The sequence below is a fragment of the Paracoccus marinaquae genome (genome assembly GCF_018860165.1).
Classification (GTDB): Bacteria; Pseudomonadota; Alphaproteobacteria; order Rhodobacterales; family Rhodobacteraceae; genus Paracoccus; species Paracoccus marinaquae.
Genome location: NZ_JAHKNG010000018.1, coordinates 54,721 through 69,352 on the forward strand (window position 1 = coordinate 54,721; position 14,632 = coordinate 69,352).

General features: G+C 67.3%; 15 protein-coding genes and 1 riboswitch. Of the genes, 13 read left to right on the forward strand and 2 right to left on the reverse strand.

Going from position 1 to position 14,632, the window contains the following annotated elements; translation table 11 throughout:
* Window positions 1-75: 75 nt before the first annotated feature.
* Complete coding sequence (locus tag KNW02_RS11635) at window positions 76-681, reverse strand: calcium-binding protein (RefSeq protein ID WP_216033442.1); 606 nt, start codon at window positions 679-681, stop codon at window positions 76-78.
* Between the two features lie 485 nt (window positions 682-1,166).
* Between KNW02_RS11635 and urtA the strand changes: the two genes are divergently transcribed.
* The 13 genes from urtA to ureG all read left to right on the forward strand — a co-directional run bounded on the left by urtA (window position 1,167) and on the right by ureG (window position 12,712).
* On the forward strand, window positions 1,167-2,453 hold the full coding sequence (urtA, locus tag KNW02_RS11640) for an urea ABC transporter substrate-binding protein (protein ID WP_216033443.1): 1,287 nt from the start codon (window positions 1,167-1,169) through the stop codon (window positions 2,451-2,453).
* Window positions 2,454-2,507: 54 nt separating this feature from the next.
* Complete coding sequence (urtB, locus tag KNW02_RS11645; RefSeq protein WP_216033444.1) at window positions 2,508-4,412, forward strand: urea ABC transporter permease subunit UrtB; 1,905 nt, start codon at window positions 2,508-2,510, stop codon at window positions 4,410-4,412.
* A gap of 4 nt (window positions 4,413-4,416) precedes the next feature.
* Window positions 4,417-5,640 (forward strand): urea ABC transporter permease subunit UrtC, encoded by a 1,224-nt coding sequence (gene urtC / locus KNW02_RS11650; protein ID WP_216033445.1) that lies wholly within the window; start codon window positions 4,417-4,419, stop codon window positions 5,638-5,640.
* Window positions 5,637-6,377 carry an urea ABC transporter ATP-binding protein UrtD gene (urtD, locus tag KNW02_RS11655; RefSeq protein ID WP_216033446.1) on the forward strand — a complete coding sequence of 247 codons (741 nt, stop codon included), beginning with the start codon at window positions 5,637-5,639 and terminating at the stop codon, window positions 6,375-6,377. Before urtC ends, urtD begins: the two co-directional genes overlap by 4 nt.
* Window positions 6,378-6,379: 2 nt before the next feature.
* Complete coding sequence (gene urtE / locus KNW02_RS11660; RefSeq protein ID WP_216033447.1) at window positions 6,380-7,087, forward strand: urea ABC transporter ATP-binding subunit UrtE; 708 nt, start codon at window positions 6,380-6,382, stop codon at window positions 7,085-7,087.
* Between the two features lie 167 nt (window positions 7,088-7,254).
* The gene (locus KNW02_RS11665) at window positions 7,255-8,058 is read left to right on the forward strand and encodes an urease accessory protein UreD (RefSeq protein ID WP_216033448.1); all 804 of its coding nucleotides are present in this window, start codon (window positions 7,255-7,257) and stop codon (window positions 8,056-8,058) included.
* A 9-nt stretch (window positions 8,059-8,067) separates the two neighbouring features.
* Window positions 8,068-8,370: an urease subunit gamma gene (locus KNW02_RS11670; protein ID WP_216033449.1), complete on the forward strand. Its 303-nt coding sequence runs from the start codon at window positions 8,068-8,070 to the stop codon at window positions 8,368-8,370.
* Between the two features lie 11 nt (window positions 8,371-8,381).
* A complete protein-coding gene (locus tag KNW02_RS11675; protein WP_216033450.1) occupies window positions 8,382-8,936 on the forward strand; it encodes a HupE/UreJ family protein in 555 nt (184 codons plus the stop codon).
* A gap of 4 nt (window positions 8,937-8,940) precedes the next feature.
* Window positions 8,941-9,255 carry an urease subunit beta gene (locus tag KNW02_RS11680; RefSeq protein ID WP_216033451.1) on the forward strand — a complete coding sequence of 105 codons (315 nt, stop codon included), beginning with the start codon at window positions 8,941-8,943 and terminating at the stop codon, window positions 9,253-9,255.
* Entirely contained in the window at window positions 9,245-10,948 is a 1,704-nt protein-coding gene (gene ureC, locus KNW02_RS11685) for an urease subunit alpha (protein ID WP_216033452.1), read from the forward strand. The genes KNW02_RS11680 and ureC overlap by 11 nt, the downstream gene beginning before the upstream one ends.
* A 12-nt stretch (window positions 10,949-10,960) precedes the next feature.
* The gene (locus tag KNW02_RS11690) at window positions 10,961-11,428 is read left to right on the forward strand and encodes an urease accessory protein UreE (protein WP_216033453.1); all 468 of its coding nucleotides are present in this window, start codon (window positions 10,961-10,963) and stop codon (window positions 11,426-11,428) included.
* Window positions 11,400-12,059: an urease accessory protein UreF gene (locus tag KNW02_RS11695; protein ID WP_216033454.1), complete on the forward strand. Its 660-nt coding sequence runs from the start codon at window positions 11,400-11,402 to the stop codon at window positions 12,057-12,059. The genes KNW02_RS11690 and KNW02_RS11695 overlap by 29 nt, the downstream gene beginning before the upstream one ends.
* Window positions 12,056-12,712 (forward strand): urease accessory protein UreG, encoded by a 657-nt coding sequence (ureG, locus tag KNW02_RS11700; RefSeq protein WP_216033455.1) that lies wholly within the window; start codon window positions 12,056-12,058, stop codon window positions 12,710-12,712. The genes KNW02_RS11695 and ureG overlap by 4 nt, the downstream gene beginning before the upstream one ends.
* 84 nt (window positions 12,713-12,796) lie before the next feature.
* Here the strand turns inward: ureG and KNW02_RS11705 are convergent, their stop codons facing one another.
* On the reverse strand, window positions 12,797-14,104 hold the full coding sequence (locus tag KNW02_RS11705) for a D-amino acid dehydrogenase (RefSeq protein ID WP_252733757.1): 1,308 nt from the start codon (window positions 14,102-14,104) through the stop codon (window positions 12,797-12,799).
* A 100-nt stretch (window positions 14,105-14,204) separates the two neighbouring features.
* A riboswitch (glycine riboswitch) is annotated at window positions 14,205-14,290 on the reverse strand.
* Between the last annotated feature and the right edge of the window lie 342 nt (window positions 14,291-14,632).

Genomic DNA, 14,632 nt, shown 5'->3' on the forward strand with positions numbered 1-14,632 from the left:
GGTCACGCAAGACTGCCGGCGGTACCCTGTGGATACCGCCGGCGCGCCTGTCTCGGGACGGGTCCTGACGCCGCTTCAGATGAGGAAGTCGCTGACATCCAGATCGGCGCGGTTGAAGTCGTCCAGAACGATCGTGGTGTCACCCATCTTCAGCACCAGATCGCTGCCGACCTGCTTTGCGGTGCTGATGACATGGCGCACCTGCGCCAGCGAAAGATCGTCCAGTTCCAGACGGTCGACGCCATTCTGGAAGTCGGTGATCCGGTCGCGCCCGTCGCCAAAGTCGAATTCGAAGATGTCGGCCCCCTGTCCGCCGGTCAGGACATCGTTGCCCTTGCCGCCTTCCAGCTTGTCACGACCGGCGCCGCCATTCAGGTAGTCGTTCCCCGAACCGCCGTCCAGTTCATCATTGCCAACGCCACCCCAGAGCCGATCCGCGCCGGACCCGCCGTCCAACTCGTCATTCCCGAGGCCGCCTTTCAGAAGGTCATGGCCCGCGCCGCCCTCGAGTTCGTCATGGCCCGAACCGCCGTCGAGCGTGTCGTTGCCGTTTCCGCCTTCGAGTTCGTCATTGCCGCCAAGGCCGTTCAGAACGTCATTGCCGTCGCGACCGAAGATCTCGTCGGACAGGCTGGTCCCGTTGCGAAAATCGTTGCGATACGTGCCGAAAATGCGAGCCATTTTATCTTCCTTCCAGATTGCGGCGCCTGTCTGGCGGCCAATGCACGACGCGATCCGGATTGATTCGCGCCTCTGGAAGGTTGAATAGCGGCCGCACGCTGACGCGGGGCTGACGGTTCCTGTCAGGAAAATGTCAGACTGGCGCGCGCCCTGCGAGGCAAAGGGCGATCACCCATCGGGCGGCCATTTCCCACGGCCGGCATCTCCCAAGACTGCACGGATCTTGTGCATCCGGGCCTGAAACTGACGCCTGCATCGCCAGTGCCGATGCGGCGGCCCCGCAATTGCGCCGGGCGAATTGCCGGCCGGAAGGGCAAGCGGATGTTCTGCAGTTGCGACCGGTCGCTGAGGCCGGATGTGTGCGGCCGCGATCGCGTGAACGACGACGATGCCGCGCGGGTGAAATCAGGTTGCTGCCAGGATCTGGCACCGCCTCCGCCTGGCAGGGGGGGGCGGCAGGTCGATGCGGCGCGGAAGGGATAGATATGCAAGCTTTCGGACCCATTCTATTCGGCGGCATGCTTGGCCTGTCGGTGGCGGGCAGCGCGGCGGCGCAGGACGGAGACACGATCAAGATCGGTGTTCTGCATTCGCTGTCGGGAACCATGGCGATTTCGGAAACGACGCTGAAGGACACCGTGCTGATGATGGTGGACCAGCAGAACGCCAAGGGCGGGCTTCTGGGCAAGCAGATCGAGGCGGTGGTGGTCGATCCGGCCTCGGACTGGCCCCTGTTCGCCGAAAAGGCGCGCGAACTGATCTCGGTCCAGGGGGTCGATGCGATCTTCGGCTGCTGGACCTCGGTCAGCCGCAAATCCGTGCTGCCGGTGATCGAGGAACTGAACGGGCTGCTGTTCTATCCGGTTCAGTATGAGGGCGAGGAATCCTCGAAGAACGTCATCTATACCGGCGCCGCACCGAACCAGCAGGCGATCCCCGCCGTGGATTACATGCGCGACGAACTGGGGGTCGAGAAATGGGCGCTGCTGGGCACGGATTATGTCTATCCGCGCACGACCAACACCATCCTTGACGCCTATCTGAAGGATAACGGCGTCGCGGCCGGGGATATCTTCGTGAACTACACGCCCTTCGGCCATTCCGACTGGTCGAAGATCGTGGCGGACGTGGTCGCGCTTGGGAACGATGGCAAGAAGGTCGGCGTGGTCTCGACCATCAACGGCGATGCCAATGTCGGGTTCTACAAGGAACTGGCGGCGGCGGGCGTGTCCGCCGACGACATTCCGGTCATGGCCTTCTCGGTCGGAGAAGAGGAACTGTCGGGTCTGGACACCGCGAACCTGGTCGGGCACCTGGCCGCCTGGAACTATTTCCAGACCGCCGAAAGCGATGAGAACACCGCCTTCGTCGAGGCGTGGCAGGCCTTCACCGGCAACGAGGCCCGGGTGAGCAACGACCCGATGGAAGCCACCATGATCGGCTTCAACGCCTGGGTGCAGGCGGTCGAGAAGGCCGGCTCGACCGAGACGGACGCCGTGCTGGAGGCCATCGTCGGCGTCGAGGTCCCGAACCTGACCGGCTCGACCGCGACGGTCCTGCCGAACCATCACCTGACCAAGCCGGTGCTGATCGGCGAGATCCGCGAGGACGGGCAGTTCGACATCGTCAGCGAGACCGAGCCGGTGCCGGGCGACGCCTGGACCGACTTCCTGCCGGAATCCGCGGTGCTGGACGCCGACTGGCCGGGCAAGCAATGCGGCATGTTCAACACCCAGACGAACAGCTGCGTGCAGGTCCAGTCGAATTACTGACGACGGCGGGGCGGCCCCGTGCCGCCCCATCCGCGAATGATCGAAAGGCCCGCCATGCGCCGGATTGTATTCTGCCTTCTGCTGCTTATCGCCGGTCCCGCCTCGGCGCAGGATCTGGGCGCCGTGCTGGAGGTCAGCCGCGACCAGATCGCCAAACCCTCGCGCCAGACCATCGGCCCCGTCATCGACGAGATCGCGGCCAGCGGGGCTGGGGCGGTCACCTTCCTGGAAGCCTGGGGCGACCGGCGCCTGGGGCTGACCGCCGAAGGCCGCTTTGCCATTGTCGATGGCGAAGCGACGATCGATGCCGTCACCGGCGCCCGGATCACCGAAGAGGTGGACCTGCTGCGGCCCAATTCCGGCGTTCGCGGGCTGATCGCGGCGGCGCTGGTGCCGGCCCAGTTGGCCGATCCCGATCCGGTCCGCCGGCAGGCGGCGCTGGATGCGCTTGGCCGCGACGCGACACCCGGGCATCTGCCGGCCCTGCGGCAGGCATTGCAGGATCCCGACCCCGGCCTTGCGGCCCGCAAGGCGCGGCTCGAGCGGTTGCTGACGATCCGCTTCGATCCCGATCCCGCGGCGCGGGTCACGGCCATCGACAGCTTTGACGGCGATGATGGCACCGATGTCCAGGCGGCGCTGAGCCCGCTGCTGGCGACCAGCCGTGTCGCGGCCGCAAGCCTGCCCGAGACCGCCAATATCGCCGCCCGGCTTTCCCCCGGCAGCGACGATCTGTCCCCTGATGCCGCCTATCGCCTGCTGGTCGATGCCGGGCTGGCCCGCGCGCGGCTGACCGAGGCCGACCAGAAATCCGCCCTTGCCGCGCATATCGAGGGCGACCAGGTCGCCGGGGTTCCGGTCGCCGATCTGGCCGATCCCGCGGCCCGGGACCGGGCCTATGCCGCGCTGGCCCAGGCCGGAACGCTGGCCCCGGCGGCGACGGCCGAGGAGGTCGAGGCCGCGCTCAAGGCGCATGTCTTCGCGGATATCTATGCCGAGGCCTCGCCCGAGGTGACGGATGCCGCCCGCGCCGCGCTGAACGACATGGCCTTTCGCAAGCGGGTGCAGCAGGGCGCGGACCTGACGCTGGACGCGCTGTCGCTGGCCTCGATCTATTTCCTTGCCGCCATCGGCCTTGCCATCACCTTTGGCGTGATGGGGGTTATCAACATGGCCCATGGCGAATTCATCATGATGGGGGCCTATACCGGCTATGTCGTCCAGACCCTCGTTCCCGGGAAAACCGTCTCGCTGATCGTGGCGCTGCCGGCGGCCTTCGCCGTCACCTTCCTTGCGGGGGTCGTGCTGTATCTGCTGGTGATCCGGCATCTGGCGAAACGTCCGCTGGAAACCCTGCTCGCGACCTTCGGCGTGTCCATCGCGCTGCAGCAGATGGCCAAGAACATCTTCGGCACGCAGGCCCGGCCGCTGACCGCGCCCGACTGGCTGGGCGGCGCGATCAGCTGGGGCGAGGTGGTGTCGATCTCGACCATCCGGGTGGCGATCCTTGTCCTTGCGCTGCTGTTTCTGGGCCTGTTCCTGTTCATCACCAGACGTACCCGGCTGGGGCTGAACATGCGGGCGGTGACGCAGAATCCGGGCATGGCGGCCTCGATGGGGATCAATCCGGATCGCGTCGCGATGATGACCTTCGGCCTTGGCTCGGGCATCGCCGGGATCGCCGGCGTGGCCATCGGGCTGTTCGCCAAGGTCACCTCGGAACTGGGCAGCGACTATATCGTGCAAAGCTTCATGACGGTGGTCGTGGGCGGCGTCGGCAATATCTGGGGCACGCTGGCCGGGGCCGCGCTGATCGGCGGGCTGCAGAAGGGGATCGAGGTGCTGAACCCGGCCAATACGCTGGCGGCGCAGACCTGGATGATCCTGTTCATCATCGTCTTCATCCAGTTCCGGCCGCGCGGGATCTTTCCGACCCGTGGCCGCTTTGTCGAGGGCTGAGAGCATGCTGATCCGCAAATACCCCTCCGTGCTGATCTTTCTGGGAATTCTGGCCGCATTCACCATCGCCGTCACGCTGATGTCGCAGGCCTACGGGACCGGCGCGATCCCGACCTCGATGGTCAAGACGCTGGGCAAGACGCTGTGCCTGGCGCTCGCGGCGCTGGCGATGGATCTGGTCTGGGGCTATGCCGGCATCCTCAGCCTCGGTCACATGGCCTTCTTTGCGCTTGGCGGTTATATGATCGGTATGTGGCTGATGTATGCGCGCACCGGCGAGATCGTCGCCGCGACGCTGGCCAACGCGCCCATCCCGCCCACACCCATGGAACTGCAGCAGGGCATCACCAGCCAGATTTTCGGCGTCGTCGGCTCGTCGGACCTGCCGCTGACTTGGGCCTTCGCGGGCAGCCTGCCGATGCAGTTGCTGCTGGTGCTGGCGGTGCCGGGGCTGTTCGCGCTGGTCTTTGGCTGGCTGGCGTTCCGGTCGCGGGTGAACGGCGTCTACCTGTCGATCCTGACCCAGGCGATGACGCTGGCGCTGGCGCTGTGGCTGTTTCAGAACGACAGCGGTTTTCGCGGCAATAACGGGCTGTCGGGGCTGCAGAACATCCCCGGCCTTGGCCATGTGCCGCAGGCGACGCTTTCGGTCTGGTTCCTCTGGGCCTCGGCGCTGGCGCTGGGGCTGGCCTATCTGCTGGCAAGCTGGCTGGTCGCGGGCAAGTTCGGCAGCGTGATCCGCGCCATCCGCGACGACGAGGCCCGCGTGCGGTTCCTCGGCTATTCCGTCGAGGGCTACAAGCTGGTCATCTTCACCCTGACCGCGATGATCTGCGCGATTGCCGGCGCGCTCTACTATCCGCAGGCCGGCATCATCAACCCGGCGGAACTGGCGCCCATCGCCTCGATCTACCTGGCGGTCTGGGTCGCCATTGGCGGGCGCGGGCGGCTTTACGGGGCGGTGATCGGGGCGGTGTTCGTGTCGCTTCTGTCAAGCTGGTTCACCGGCGGGCGGGCACCGGACCTGAACCTTGGACCCTTCAGCGTGCAATGGGTCAATTGGTGGCAGGTGCTCTTGGGGCTGGCCTTCGTCTGCGTCACCCTGTTCGCGCCGCGCGGGTTGTCCTCCGTCATCGACGCGATCACCGGGCTGCGCCACCCGAACCGGCGCGGGCAGGATCTCGGCCCCGATCTGGGCGCCCTGCGCGAACAGGAGGCCGAGGCATGAGCGCGCTTCTGGAGGTTTCGGGCGTGTCGAAAAGCTTTGACGGGTTCAAGGCGATCAACAACCTCTCCTTCGCCATTGCCGAGCGTGAATTGCGCGCCATCATCGGCCCGAACGGCGCCGGCAAGACCACCTTCATGGATATCGTCACCGGCAAGACCCGGCCCGACAGCGGCGAGGTTCGCTGGGGCGAAAATTCCCGATCCCTGCTGCGCATGTCCGAGGCGCAGATCGCCCGTGCGGGCATCGGCCGCAAGTTCCAGCGCCCGACCGTCTTTGAGGATCAGAGTGTCGAGGCCAATCTGATCATGGCGCTGAAGGCCCCGCGCGGCCCCTTTGCCGTGCTGCGCTGGCGGCCCTCGGCAGGGTCGCGGGCGCGGGTGCAGGACCTCGCGGCCGAGGTCGGGCTGGCCGGGCAGATCCGGCGCAAGGCCGGCGAGTTGAGCCACGGCCAGAAGCAATGGCTGGAAATCGGCATGCTGCTGGCGCAGGAGCCGCGCCTGCTGCTGGTTGATGAGCCGGCGGCCGGCATGACCCTGGCCGAGCGCGAACAGACCACGACGCTGCTGAAGCGGCTGGCCGAGACGCGGGCCGTGGTGGTGGTCGAACATGACATGGAGTTCGTGCGGCGGCTGAACTGCAAGGTGACCGTGCTGCATCAGGGCAGCCTGCTGGCCGAGGGGTCGCTGGACCATGTCTCGGCCAATCCCGACGTGATCGAGGTCTATCTGGGGCGCTAGCGATGATCGAAGCTGAAAATGTCACCCTGCATTATGGCGGCTCGCAGATCCTGCATGGCGTGACGCTCGCGGCCGAGCCGGGCCGTGTCACCTGCGTCATGGGCAATAACGGGGTGGGCAAGACCAGCCTGATGAACCTGCTGGCCGGGCGGCATCCGCGCTCGGGCGGGGAACTGCGGCTGATGGGCGAGCGTCTTGGCCGGATCACCGCGCAGGACATGGCGCGGCGCGGCGTGGGCTATGTCCCGCAGGGCCGCGCCATCTTCCCGATGCTGACCGTGCGCGAGAACCTCGAGACGGGGTTTGGCTGTCTGCCCCCCGGCCAACGCCGCGTGCCCGATGAAATCTATGACAATTTCCCGGTTCTGGCCGAAATGGCGCAGCGTCGCGGCGGCGATCTGTCGGGCGGCCAGCAACAGCAGCTTGCCATTGCCCGCGCGCTGGTCATCCGGCCCCGGGTGCTGCTGATGGACGAGCCGACCGAGGGCATCCAGCCCAATATCATCGCCCAGATCGGCCGGGTCATCGAATCGCTGCGCGCGGGCGGCGAAATGGCGATCGTGCTGGTCGAGCAGTATTTCGACTTCGCCTGGGAACTTGGTGACCGTTTCGCACTGCTGGAACGCGGCAGCGTGGTGATCGAGGGCACGCCCGACACGCTGGGCCGCGAGGCGCTGCATCAGCGGCTGGCAAGCCTTGCGGCGGCCTGACGTGGTGGGGCGAACCTGCCCGTTTTTCGCCCGCCCGAAACCGTCATTGCCAATTCCGCGATCACACAACCGACAGACTGCCGGTTTTGCGGGCATTTTGGGCGCAGGTGCTGTCTATGGACGGGTTCCGGCTCAACCCTGCCACCGGCCACGCCTAGGCTCGGCCCATGTTTGACGCGGTTCACATGCAGCGCAGCGCGGGGGTGGCCTTTGTCGCCATGGATCGCGGCCGGCTGACCGGGCTTTCGCAATCCGGCAGCGCCAAGGTCATGCTGCCGCGCAGCCACGGCCCGGCGCCCGAGATCGTGTTTCTGAACACCTCGGGCGGGCTGACCTCGGGCGACCGGCTGGAATACGGGCTGTCGCTGGCCCCCGGCAGCCGTGCCACCGCCACCACCCAGACGGCCGAGCGCGCCTATCGCGCCGATACCGGCCCGGCCCGGGCGCGGGTCGCGCTTTCGGTCGGCGCGGGCGCCGCGCTGGACTGGCTGCCGCAGGAAACCATCCTCTTTGACGGCGCACGGCTTGGCCGCGAAACCGTGGTCGATCTGGCGGGGAATGCCGAATTTCTGGGGCTGGAAACCGTGGTGCTGGGCCGCGCCGCCATGGGCGAGGTGCTGACCCGGATCTGGCTGGAGGACCGCCGGACCATCCGCCGCGATGGCCGGCTGGAACTGCTGGATCCGCTGCGTCTGGACGATGCCACGCTGGCCCGCAGCGACGGCCCGGCGCTGCTGATGGGCGCACGCGCCTTCGCGGTGCTGATCCTCTCTGCCCACGGGGCCGAGGACCGTCTGCCGGCGATCCGTGCCGCACTGGACGAGCCGGGCGTCATGGCGGCGGCCTCGGCCCTGCCCGGCCGGGTGGTGCTGCGCGCGACGGCCGCGGATGCCTGGCCCCTGCGCCGGCAGATGGCACGGCTGATCGAAACCCTGCGGCCGGGCGGGCTGCCCCGCGTCTGGCAATCATAGGAGCGGAACATGAACCTGACCCCACGCGAAAAGGACAAGCTGCTGGTCAGCCTTGCCGCCATGGTGGCGCGCGGGCGGTTGGCGCGCGGGGTCCGGCTGAACCACCCCGAGGCGATCGCGCTGATCACCGATTTCGTGGTCGAGGGCGCCCGCGACGGCCGTTCGGTTGCCGACCTGATGTCCGCCGGCGCCGGGGTCGTGACCGCCGATCAATGCATGGAGGGCGTACCCTCGATGATCGAGACCGTGCAGGTCGAGGCCACCTTTCCCGACGGCACCAAGCTGGTCACCGTCCACCACCCGATCCGTTAAAGGAGTCCGCGATGAAAAAAGCCCTTGTCCTTCTGGCCTGCCTGCTGCCCACGGCGGCGCTGGCCCATGGCGGTGCCGGCGCCGGCAGTTTCCCGACCGGTTTCGGCCACCCGTTCAGCGGCGCCGATCACATGCTGGCCATGGTGGCGCTTGGCCTGCTGGCGGCGCAGGTCGGGGGCCGCGCGCTCTGGGCGCTGCCGGCGGCATTTGTCGGCGCGATGGTGGTCGGCGGCGCGCTTGGCGCGGGTGGGATGCCGTTTCCGGGGGTCGAGCCGACGATCCTTGCCTCCTGCATTATCCTTGGGGCGCTGGTCGCCATGGCGGTGCGCCTGCCTCTGTCGGTGATGCTGGCCGCCGCGGCGGGCTTCGGCGCGGCGCATGGCTGGGCGCATGGGGCCGAGGGGCCCGAGACGGGGCTGGCGATCTATGCCGCCGGGTTCGCGGTGGCGACGGCGCTGCTGCACGGTCTGGGCATCCTTGCGGGGCGTGCGGTCCCGGCGCTGGCGATCCGTGGCGCGGGCGCGCTGGCCGCCGTATCCGGCGCCGCGCTGGCACTGGCGGGGTAGGCCGATGATCCCCGGAGAAATCACCCCCGCCGCGGGCACGCTGACCCTGAACGCCAATCGCCCGGCGATCACGCTGATGGTCGCCAATACCGGCGACCGCCCGGTGCAGGTCGGCAGCCACTACCATTTCGCCGAGGCCAATCCCGGCCTTGATTTCGACCGCGCGGCCGCCCGCGGCATGCGGCTGGACATCGCCGCCGGCACCGCGATCCGGTTCGAGCCGGGGCAAAGGCGCGAGGTCCGGCTGATCCCCTATGCCGGTCAGCGCGCGGTCTGGGGCTTCAACGCGCAGGTGATGGGGGCGCTGGATGCCGGTTGAAATTTCCCGCGCGGCCTATGCCGACATGTTCGGCCCGACCACCGGCGACCGGGTCCGGCTGGGCGATACCGATCTGGTGATCGAGGTCGAACGCGACCTGACCACCTATGGCGAAGAGGTCAAGTTCGGCGGCGGCAAGGTCATCCGCGACGGCATGGGGCAGTCCCAGATCACCCGCGCCGGCGGGGCGGTGGACACGGTGCTGACCAATGCGCTGATCCTTGACCATACCGGCATCGTGAAGGCCGATATCGGGCTGAGGGATGGCCGCATCGCCGGGATCGGCAAGGCCGGCAACCCCGACACCCAGCCCGGCGTCGATATCGTCATCGGCCCGGGAACCGAGATCATCGCCGCCGAGGGGCGGATCGTCACGGCGGGCGGCATCGACTGCCATATCCATTTCATCTGCCCCCAGCAGGTCGAGGACGCGCTGCATTCCGGCCTGACCACCATGATCGGCGGCGGCACCGGGCCTGCGCACGGCACACTCGCCACCACCTGCACGCCGGGACCGTGGCATATCCGGCGGATGCTGGAAGCCGCCGACGGCCTGCCGATGAATATCGGCCTTGCCGGCAAGGGCAATGCCTCGCGCCCCGAGGCGCTGGTCGAACAGATCCGCGCCGGGGCCTGCGCGCTGAAACTGCACGAGGATTGGGGCACCACCCCCGCCGCCATCGACTGCTGCCTGAAGGTGGCCGAGGATCACGACGTTCAGGTGATGATCCATACCGACACGCTGAACGAATCGGGCTTTGTCGAGAACACGCTGAAGGCCATCGGCGGGCGCACCATCCACGCCTATCACACCGAAGGGGCGGGCGGCGGGCACGCGCCCGACATCATCCGCGTGGTCGGGTCGCAGAACATCCTGCCCTCCTCGACCAACCCGACGCGGCCCTATACCGGCAACACGATCGAAGAGCATCTGGACATGCTGATGGTCTGCCATCATCTGGACCGCGCGATCCCCGAGGACGTGGCCTTCGCGGAATCCCGCATCCGGCGCGAGACCATCGCGGCCGAGGATATCCTGCACGATCTGGGCGCGTTTTCGATCATCAGTTCCGACAGCCAGGCGATGGGCCGCGTGGGCGAGGTGATCACGCGGACCTGGCAGACCGCGCACAAGATGAAACTGCAACGCGGCCGGCTGGAGGGCGAAACCGGCGACAACGACAATCTGCGCGCCCGCCGCTATGTCGCGAAATACACCATCAACCCGGCGGTGGCGCATGGCATCAGCAGCCATGTCGGCAGCGTCGAGCCGGGCAAGCGCGCCGATCTGGTCATCTGGCACCCGGCCTTCTTTGGCGCCAAGCCGGAGATCACGCTGATCGGCGGCCAGATCGTCATGGCGCAGATGGGCGACCCGAACGCCTCGATCCCGACGCCGCAGCCGATGTATTCGCGCCCGATGTTCGGCGCCTGCGGCCGGGCCACACAATCGGCCTCGGTGCATTTCACCAGCGCGGCGGGGCTGGAGGCCGGGGCGACCGAGGGGCTGGCCAAGGCGGCGATCGCCGTTCAGGGCACGCGCGGCATCGCCAAGCGCGACATGCGCCTGAACGACGCCACGCCCGAGATTCATGTCGATCCCGAAACCTATGAGGTCCGCGCGGACGGGCAGCTTCTGACCTGCGCGCCGGCGACCGAACTGCCGCTGGCGCAACGCTATTTCCTGTTTTGAACGGAGGTGGGGATGTATTTTCTGGCCAATGGCGACGAACTGGGCGTTGCGGTCGCGGTCCTGCCCGCGGATCACGGGCGCAAGGTGGTGGGGCGCGTGGTGCTGGACTACGAATCGCGCTGCCTGCGACGCAAGCGGCTGTCGACCGAAGGCGGCGCCACCTTCGTCGTCGACCTGCCGCAGACGGTCAGCCTCGATCCCGGCGCTGCCTTCGCGCTGGCCGATGGCACCGCCATCGCGGTCACCGAGGCGCATGAGCCGGTGCTGCGAATCACCGGCGACCTGCCGCGCCTCGCCTGGCATATCGGCAACCGCCACTGCCCCTGCGAGATCGGCCCCGATCATCTGGTGATCCGCGCCGATCCGGTGCTTGAGGACATGCTGCGCCGCCTTGGCGCGACCCTTGCCCGGGGCTTTGCGCCCTTCCGGCCCGAAGGCGGAGCTTACGGTCATGGACGGACTTTCGGCCATTCCCACTGAAGCCGACCGGCTGCTTGCCGTCCAGCTTCTGTCCCCGGCCTTTCCGACCGGCGCCTTCGCCTATGCGCAGGGGCTGGAATGGGCGATGGAGGAAGGGCCGGTGCAGGGCGGCGCGATGCTGGCCGGCTGGCTTTCGGATGTGCTGGAACATGGCGCGGGCTGGAGCGATGCGGTGATCCTGTCGCTGGCCCTGCGGCCGGGCGCGGACCATGACGCGCTGGACGATCTGGCGCGGGCGATGTGCCTTGGTTCGGAACGGCTGACCGAGACGCTGGAACAGGGGGTCGCCTTTTCGGCCCTTGCCGCCGCGCTGACCGGCAGCGATGCCCGGCCCGCGACGCTGCCGGTCGCGGTCGGCCGGGCCTGCTCGACCCTGACCCTGCCGCGGACCGAGGTCATCGCGCTCTATCTGCACGGGCAGGCGCTGAATCTGATCCAGGCGGCGGTGCGCTTCATGCCGCTGGGCCAGGCCGAGGGGCAGGGCATCCTCGCCGCGCTGGCCCCCCGGATCCTGCAGATCGCGGCCCGCGCGGCGGCTGCATCCGAGGCCGATCTGGGCGGCTGCGCGATCGGGGCCGAGATCGCCCAGGCCCGTCACGAAACCATGACAACAAGGATTTTCCGCACATGAGCAACGGTCCCCTTCGCGTTGGCATCGGCGGGCCGGTGGGTGCTGGCAAGACCACGCTGACCATCGAACTTGCCCGCCTTCTCGCGCCCCGCCTGTCCATGGCCGTCATCACCAACGACATCTATACCCGCGAGGATGCCGAGGCACTGATGCGGGCGCAGGTCCTGCCGCAGGAGCGCATCCGCGGGGTGGAAACCGGCGGTTGCCCGCATACCGCGATCCGCGAGGATGCCAGCATCAACCTCGCTGCCATCGCTGATCTGAACGCCGCGATCCCGGATCTGGATCTGGTGCTGATCGAATCCGGCGGCGACAATCTGGCCGCGACCTTCAGCCCGGAACTGGCCGATCTGACGATCTATGTCATCGACACCGCCGCAGGCCAGGACATCCCGCGCAAGAAGGGCCCGGGGCTGGCGCGATCCGACCTTCTGGTCGTGAACAAGACCGATCTCGCCCCCCATGTCGGGGTCGATGCCGGGCTGCTGGAGCAGGACGCCCGCCTGGCCCGCGGCACGCGACCGGTGGTCATGGCCGAGCTACGAAACGGCAGGGGCGCACGAGAGGTGGCCGAGTTCGTGATCCACGAAGGCTGCCTGCGACCGCGGATCGCCACCCTCTCGGATGGTCGCGCCGGGCCGGAACCATCCTGATCAAGGCCCCGAATGCGAGAGGGCCGGTGCGGCCCCCGCGCGATCCATCGCGCCAGCAGTAGTTCGGTCGCTGGCGCGCAGGTGTTACGCTGAATGCCCGGCCGCGCTGGCAAAGCGGTTGAACCTGGCCCCGCCCGTCGATGCGCCAACCCGCGCGCCGCCGGCGCCCCCGACCGTTCGGGAGGTGGCGACGGTCTCGGCCACCATCTCGGCGGTCACGGCCGACAGGGTCCATCCCAGATGTCCGTGCCCGGTGTTGTAGAACACCCGGTCGCGGACCCCTTGTCCGACCTTCGGCATCATGTTCGGCATCATCGGACGCAGCCCCGCCCACGGAATGGCGTGTTCGGTGCTGACGCCCGGGAAGAACCGCTCGCACCATTTCACCAGGGGCCGGATGCGATCGTCGCGGATATCGAGGTTGTACCCGTTGAACTCGGCCGTGCCCGCGATCCGGAACCGGTCCTTGCCCAGACGGCTGGTGACGACCTTGGCCTCATCGTCGAGCAGGCTGATCCAGGGGGCCGCGCGCTGGCTTGCCTCGTCATCGAGCCTGACGGTGATCGAGTAGCCCTTGACGGGATACACGTTCACCCGGTCGCCAAGCCGGGCCGCGATGGCGCGGCTTTCCACACCGGCGCAGACGACGATGGCGTCGAAGGTCTCGGTCTGGCTTTCGTTGTTCCGGCTCCAGGTCAGGCGCACTTCGTTCTGGTCGACGGTCAGCGCGTCGACATCCGTTCCGAAACGCAGGACCGCGCCCTGCGCCTCGATGGATCTGGCCAGGCCCGTCGTGTAACGGTGAATGTCGCCGGTGAAATCGCTTTCGGTATAGTAGCCGCCGTAGAAATCACCGCTGAGCGCGGGTTCGATCCGGCGCACCTCTTCGGGCGCAACGGCGCGGCGTTCCAGCCCGCCCTCGGCCAGAAGCTTGTTGACCTCGGTGGCGTGATCGAATTCCGATTTTTTCGTGTAGATGTGCAGGATGCCGCGGTTTTCGCAGTCGAAATCGAAGCCGTGACGTTCGGCCTTCTCGCGCAGGACGCCGCGGGCGGCGATGGCCATGCGGGTCGATTCGACCGTGTTCGCCCGGTATTGCGGGATCGCGGCCACGAACTCGGCCATCCAGCTGTATTTGTGCCAGTTGGGCTTCGGGTTCACCAGCAGCGGCGCGCCACGGGTCATCATCCACTTCATGCCCTTGAAGACCGTGGACCAGCGGTTCCAGGTCTCGGCATTCGAGGCCGACAGCTGCCCGCCATTGGCAAAGGAAGTCTGCATCGCCGCATAGCGGTTGCGGTCGAACAGGGTCACGTCGTAGCCCCGGTCCATCAGGCTCGACGCAGTGGTCACGCCGGTGATGCCGGCGCCGATTACGGCTATTCTGGTCATGGTTTCCTCCCGCGACCCAAGATTCATCCTGCCGGTTGGCAGGTCCAATCCCCTCTGTCGCGGGATGCGGGGTTCAGGCCGCAGCACGCTTCAGATCGCCGTGCCGATCACAGTCCTTTTGCCTGAGAGGTTCCGGGGGGTTGCTCCTTCGGCGCCGATGATGTCGGCCTCTCCTGTGATGGCTTGGTAGGCTGCACGAGGTTTAGAAGAAAACTAATCTCATGTCAAGACTATTTTGCGCGCGATCACGCCCATCAGTTTTCGCCAGGGCCAGCCGGTCATGCCAGCCTCGATCATCGACGCCCGCAAACGTGGAGCAAAGCCGATCCACCGTGGCACAGAGAGGCTGCCGGGGGGAGGTCTACATCACCAGAACCTCCCGCCTGCCAGTCGGCCACGGTTGTTGATTGCCACTGAGAATTGACCCGGCAACCGCCAAAATTGTCATTGAGAATTGACCCATGTGCAACCCTGCCTCGGCTTGAAGCAGCTGGAGGCATACGGAGTGATCGACATGGGATTTTTGAA

Excerpts from the sequence above, each read along its gene's own strand:
- KNW02_RS11635 (WP_216033442.1), bottom strand. The coding sequence starts at position 681 with ATGGCTCGCATTTTCGGCACGTATCGCAACGATTTTCGCAACGGGACC.
- urtA (WP_216033443.1), top strand. The coding sequence starts at position 1,167 with ATGCAAGCTTTCGGACCCATTCTATTCGGCGGCATGCTTGGCCTGTCG.
- urtB (WP_216033444.1), top strand. The coding sequence starts at position 2,508 with ATGCGCCGGATTGTATTCTGCCTTCTGCTGCTTATCGCCGGTCCCGCC.
- urtC (WP_216033445.1), top strand. The coding sequence starts at position 4,417 with ATGCTGATCCGCAAATACCCCTCCGTGCTGATCTTTCTGGGAATTCTG.
- urtD (WP_216033446.1), top strand. The coding sequence starts at position 5,637 with ATGAGCGCGCTTCTGGAGGTTTCGGGCGTGTCGAAAAGCTTTGACGGG.
- urtE (WP_216033447.1), top strand. The coding sequence starts at position 6,380 with ATGATCGAAGCTGAAAATGTCACCCTGCATTATGGCGGCTCGCAGATC.
- KNW02_RS11665 (WP_216033448.1), top strand. The coding sequence starts at position 7,255 with ATGTTTGACGCGGTTCACATGCAGCGCAGCGCGGGGGTGGCCTTTGTC.
- KNW02_RS11670 (WP_216033449.1), top strand. The coding sequence starts at position 8,068 with ATGAACCTGACCCCACGCGAAAAGGACAAGCTGCTGGTCAGCCTTGCC.
- KNW02_RS11675 (WP_216033450.1), top strand. The coding sequence starts at position 8,382 with ATGAAAAAAGCCCTTGTCCTTCTGGCCTGCCTGCTGCCCACGGCGGCG.
- KNW02_RS11680 (WP_216033451.1), top strand. The coding sequence starts at position 8,941 with ATGATCCCCGGAGAAATCACCCCCGCCGCGGGCACGCTGACCCTGAAC.
- ureC (WP_216033452.1), top strand. The coding sequence starts at position 9,245 with ATGCCGGTTGAAATTTCCCGCGCGGCCTATGCCGACATGTTCGGCCCG.
- KNW02_RS11690 (WP_216033453.1), top strand. The coding sequence starts at position 10,961 with ATGTATTTTCTGGCCAATGGCGACGAACTGGGCGTTGCGGTCGCGGTC.
- KNW02_RS11695 (WP_216033454.1), top strand. The coding sequence starts at position 11,400 with ATGGACGGACTTTCGGCCATTCCCACTGAAGCCGACCGGCTGCTTGCC.
- ureG (WP_216033455.1), top strand. The coding sequence starts at position 12,056 with ATGAGCAACGGTCCCCTTCGCGTTGGCATCGGCGGGCCGGTGGGTGCT.
- KNW02_RS11705 (WP_252733757.1), bottom strand. The coding sequence starts at position 14,104 with ATGACCAGAATAGCCGTAATCGGCGCCGGCATCACCGGCGTGACCACT.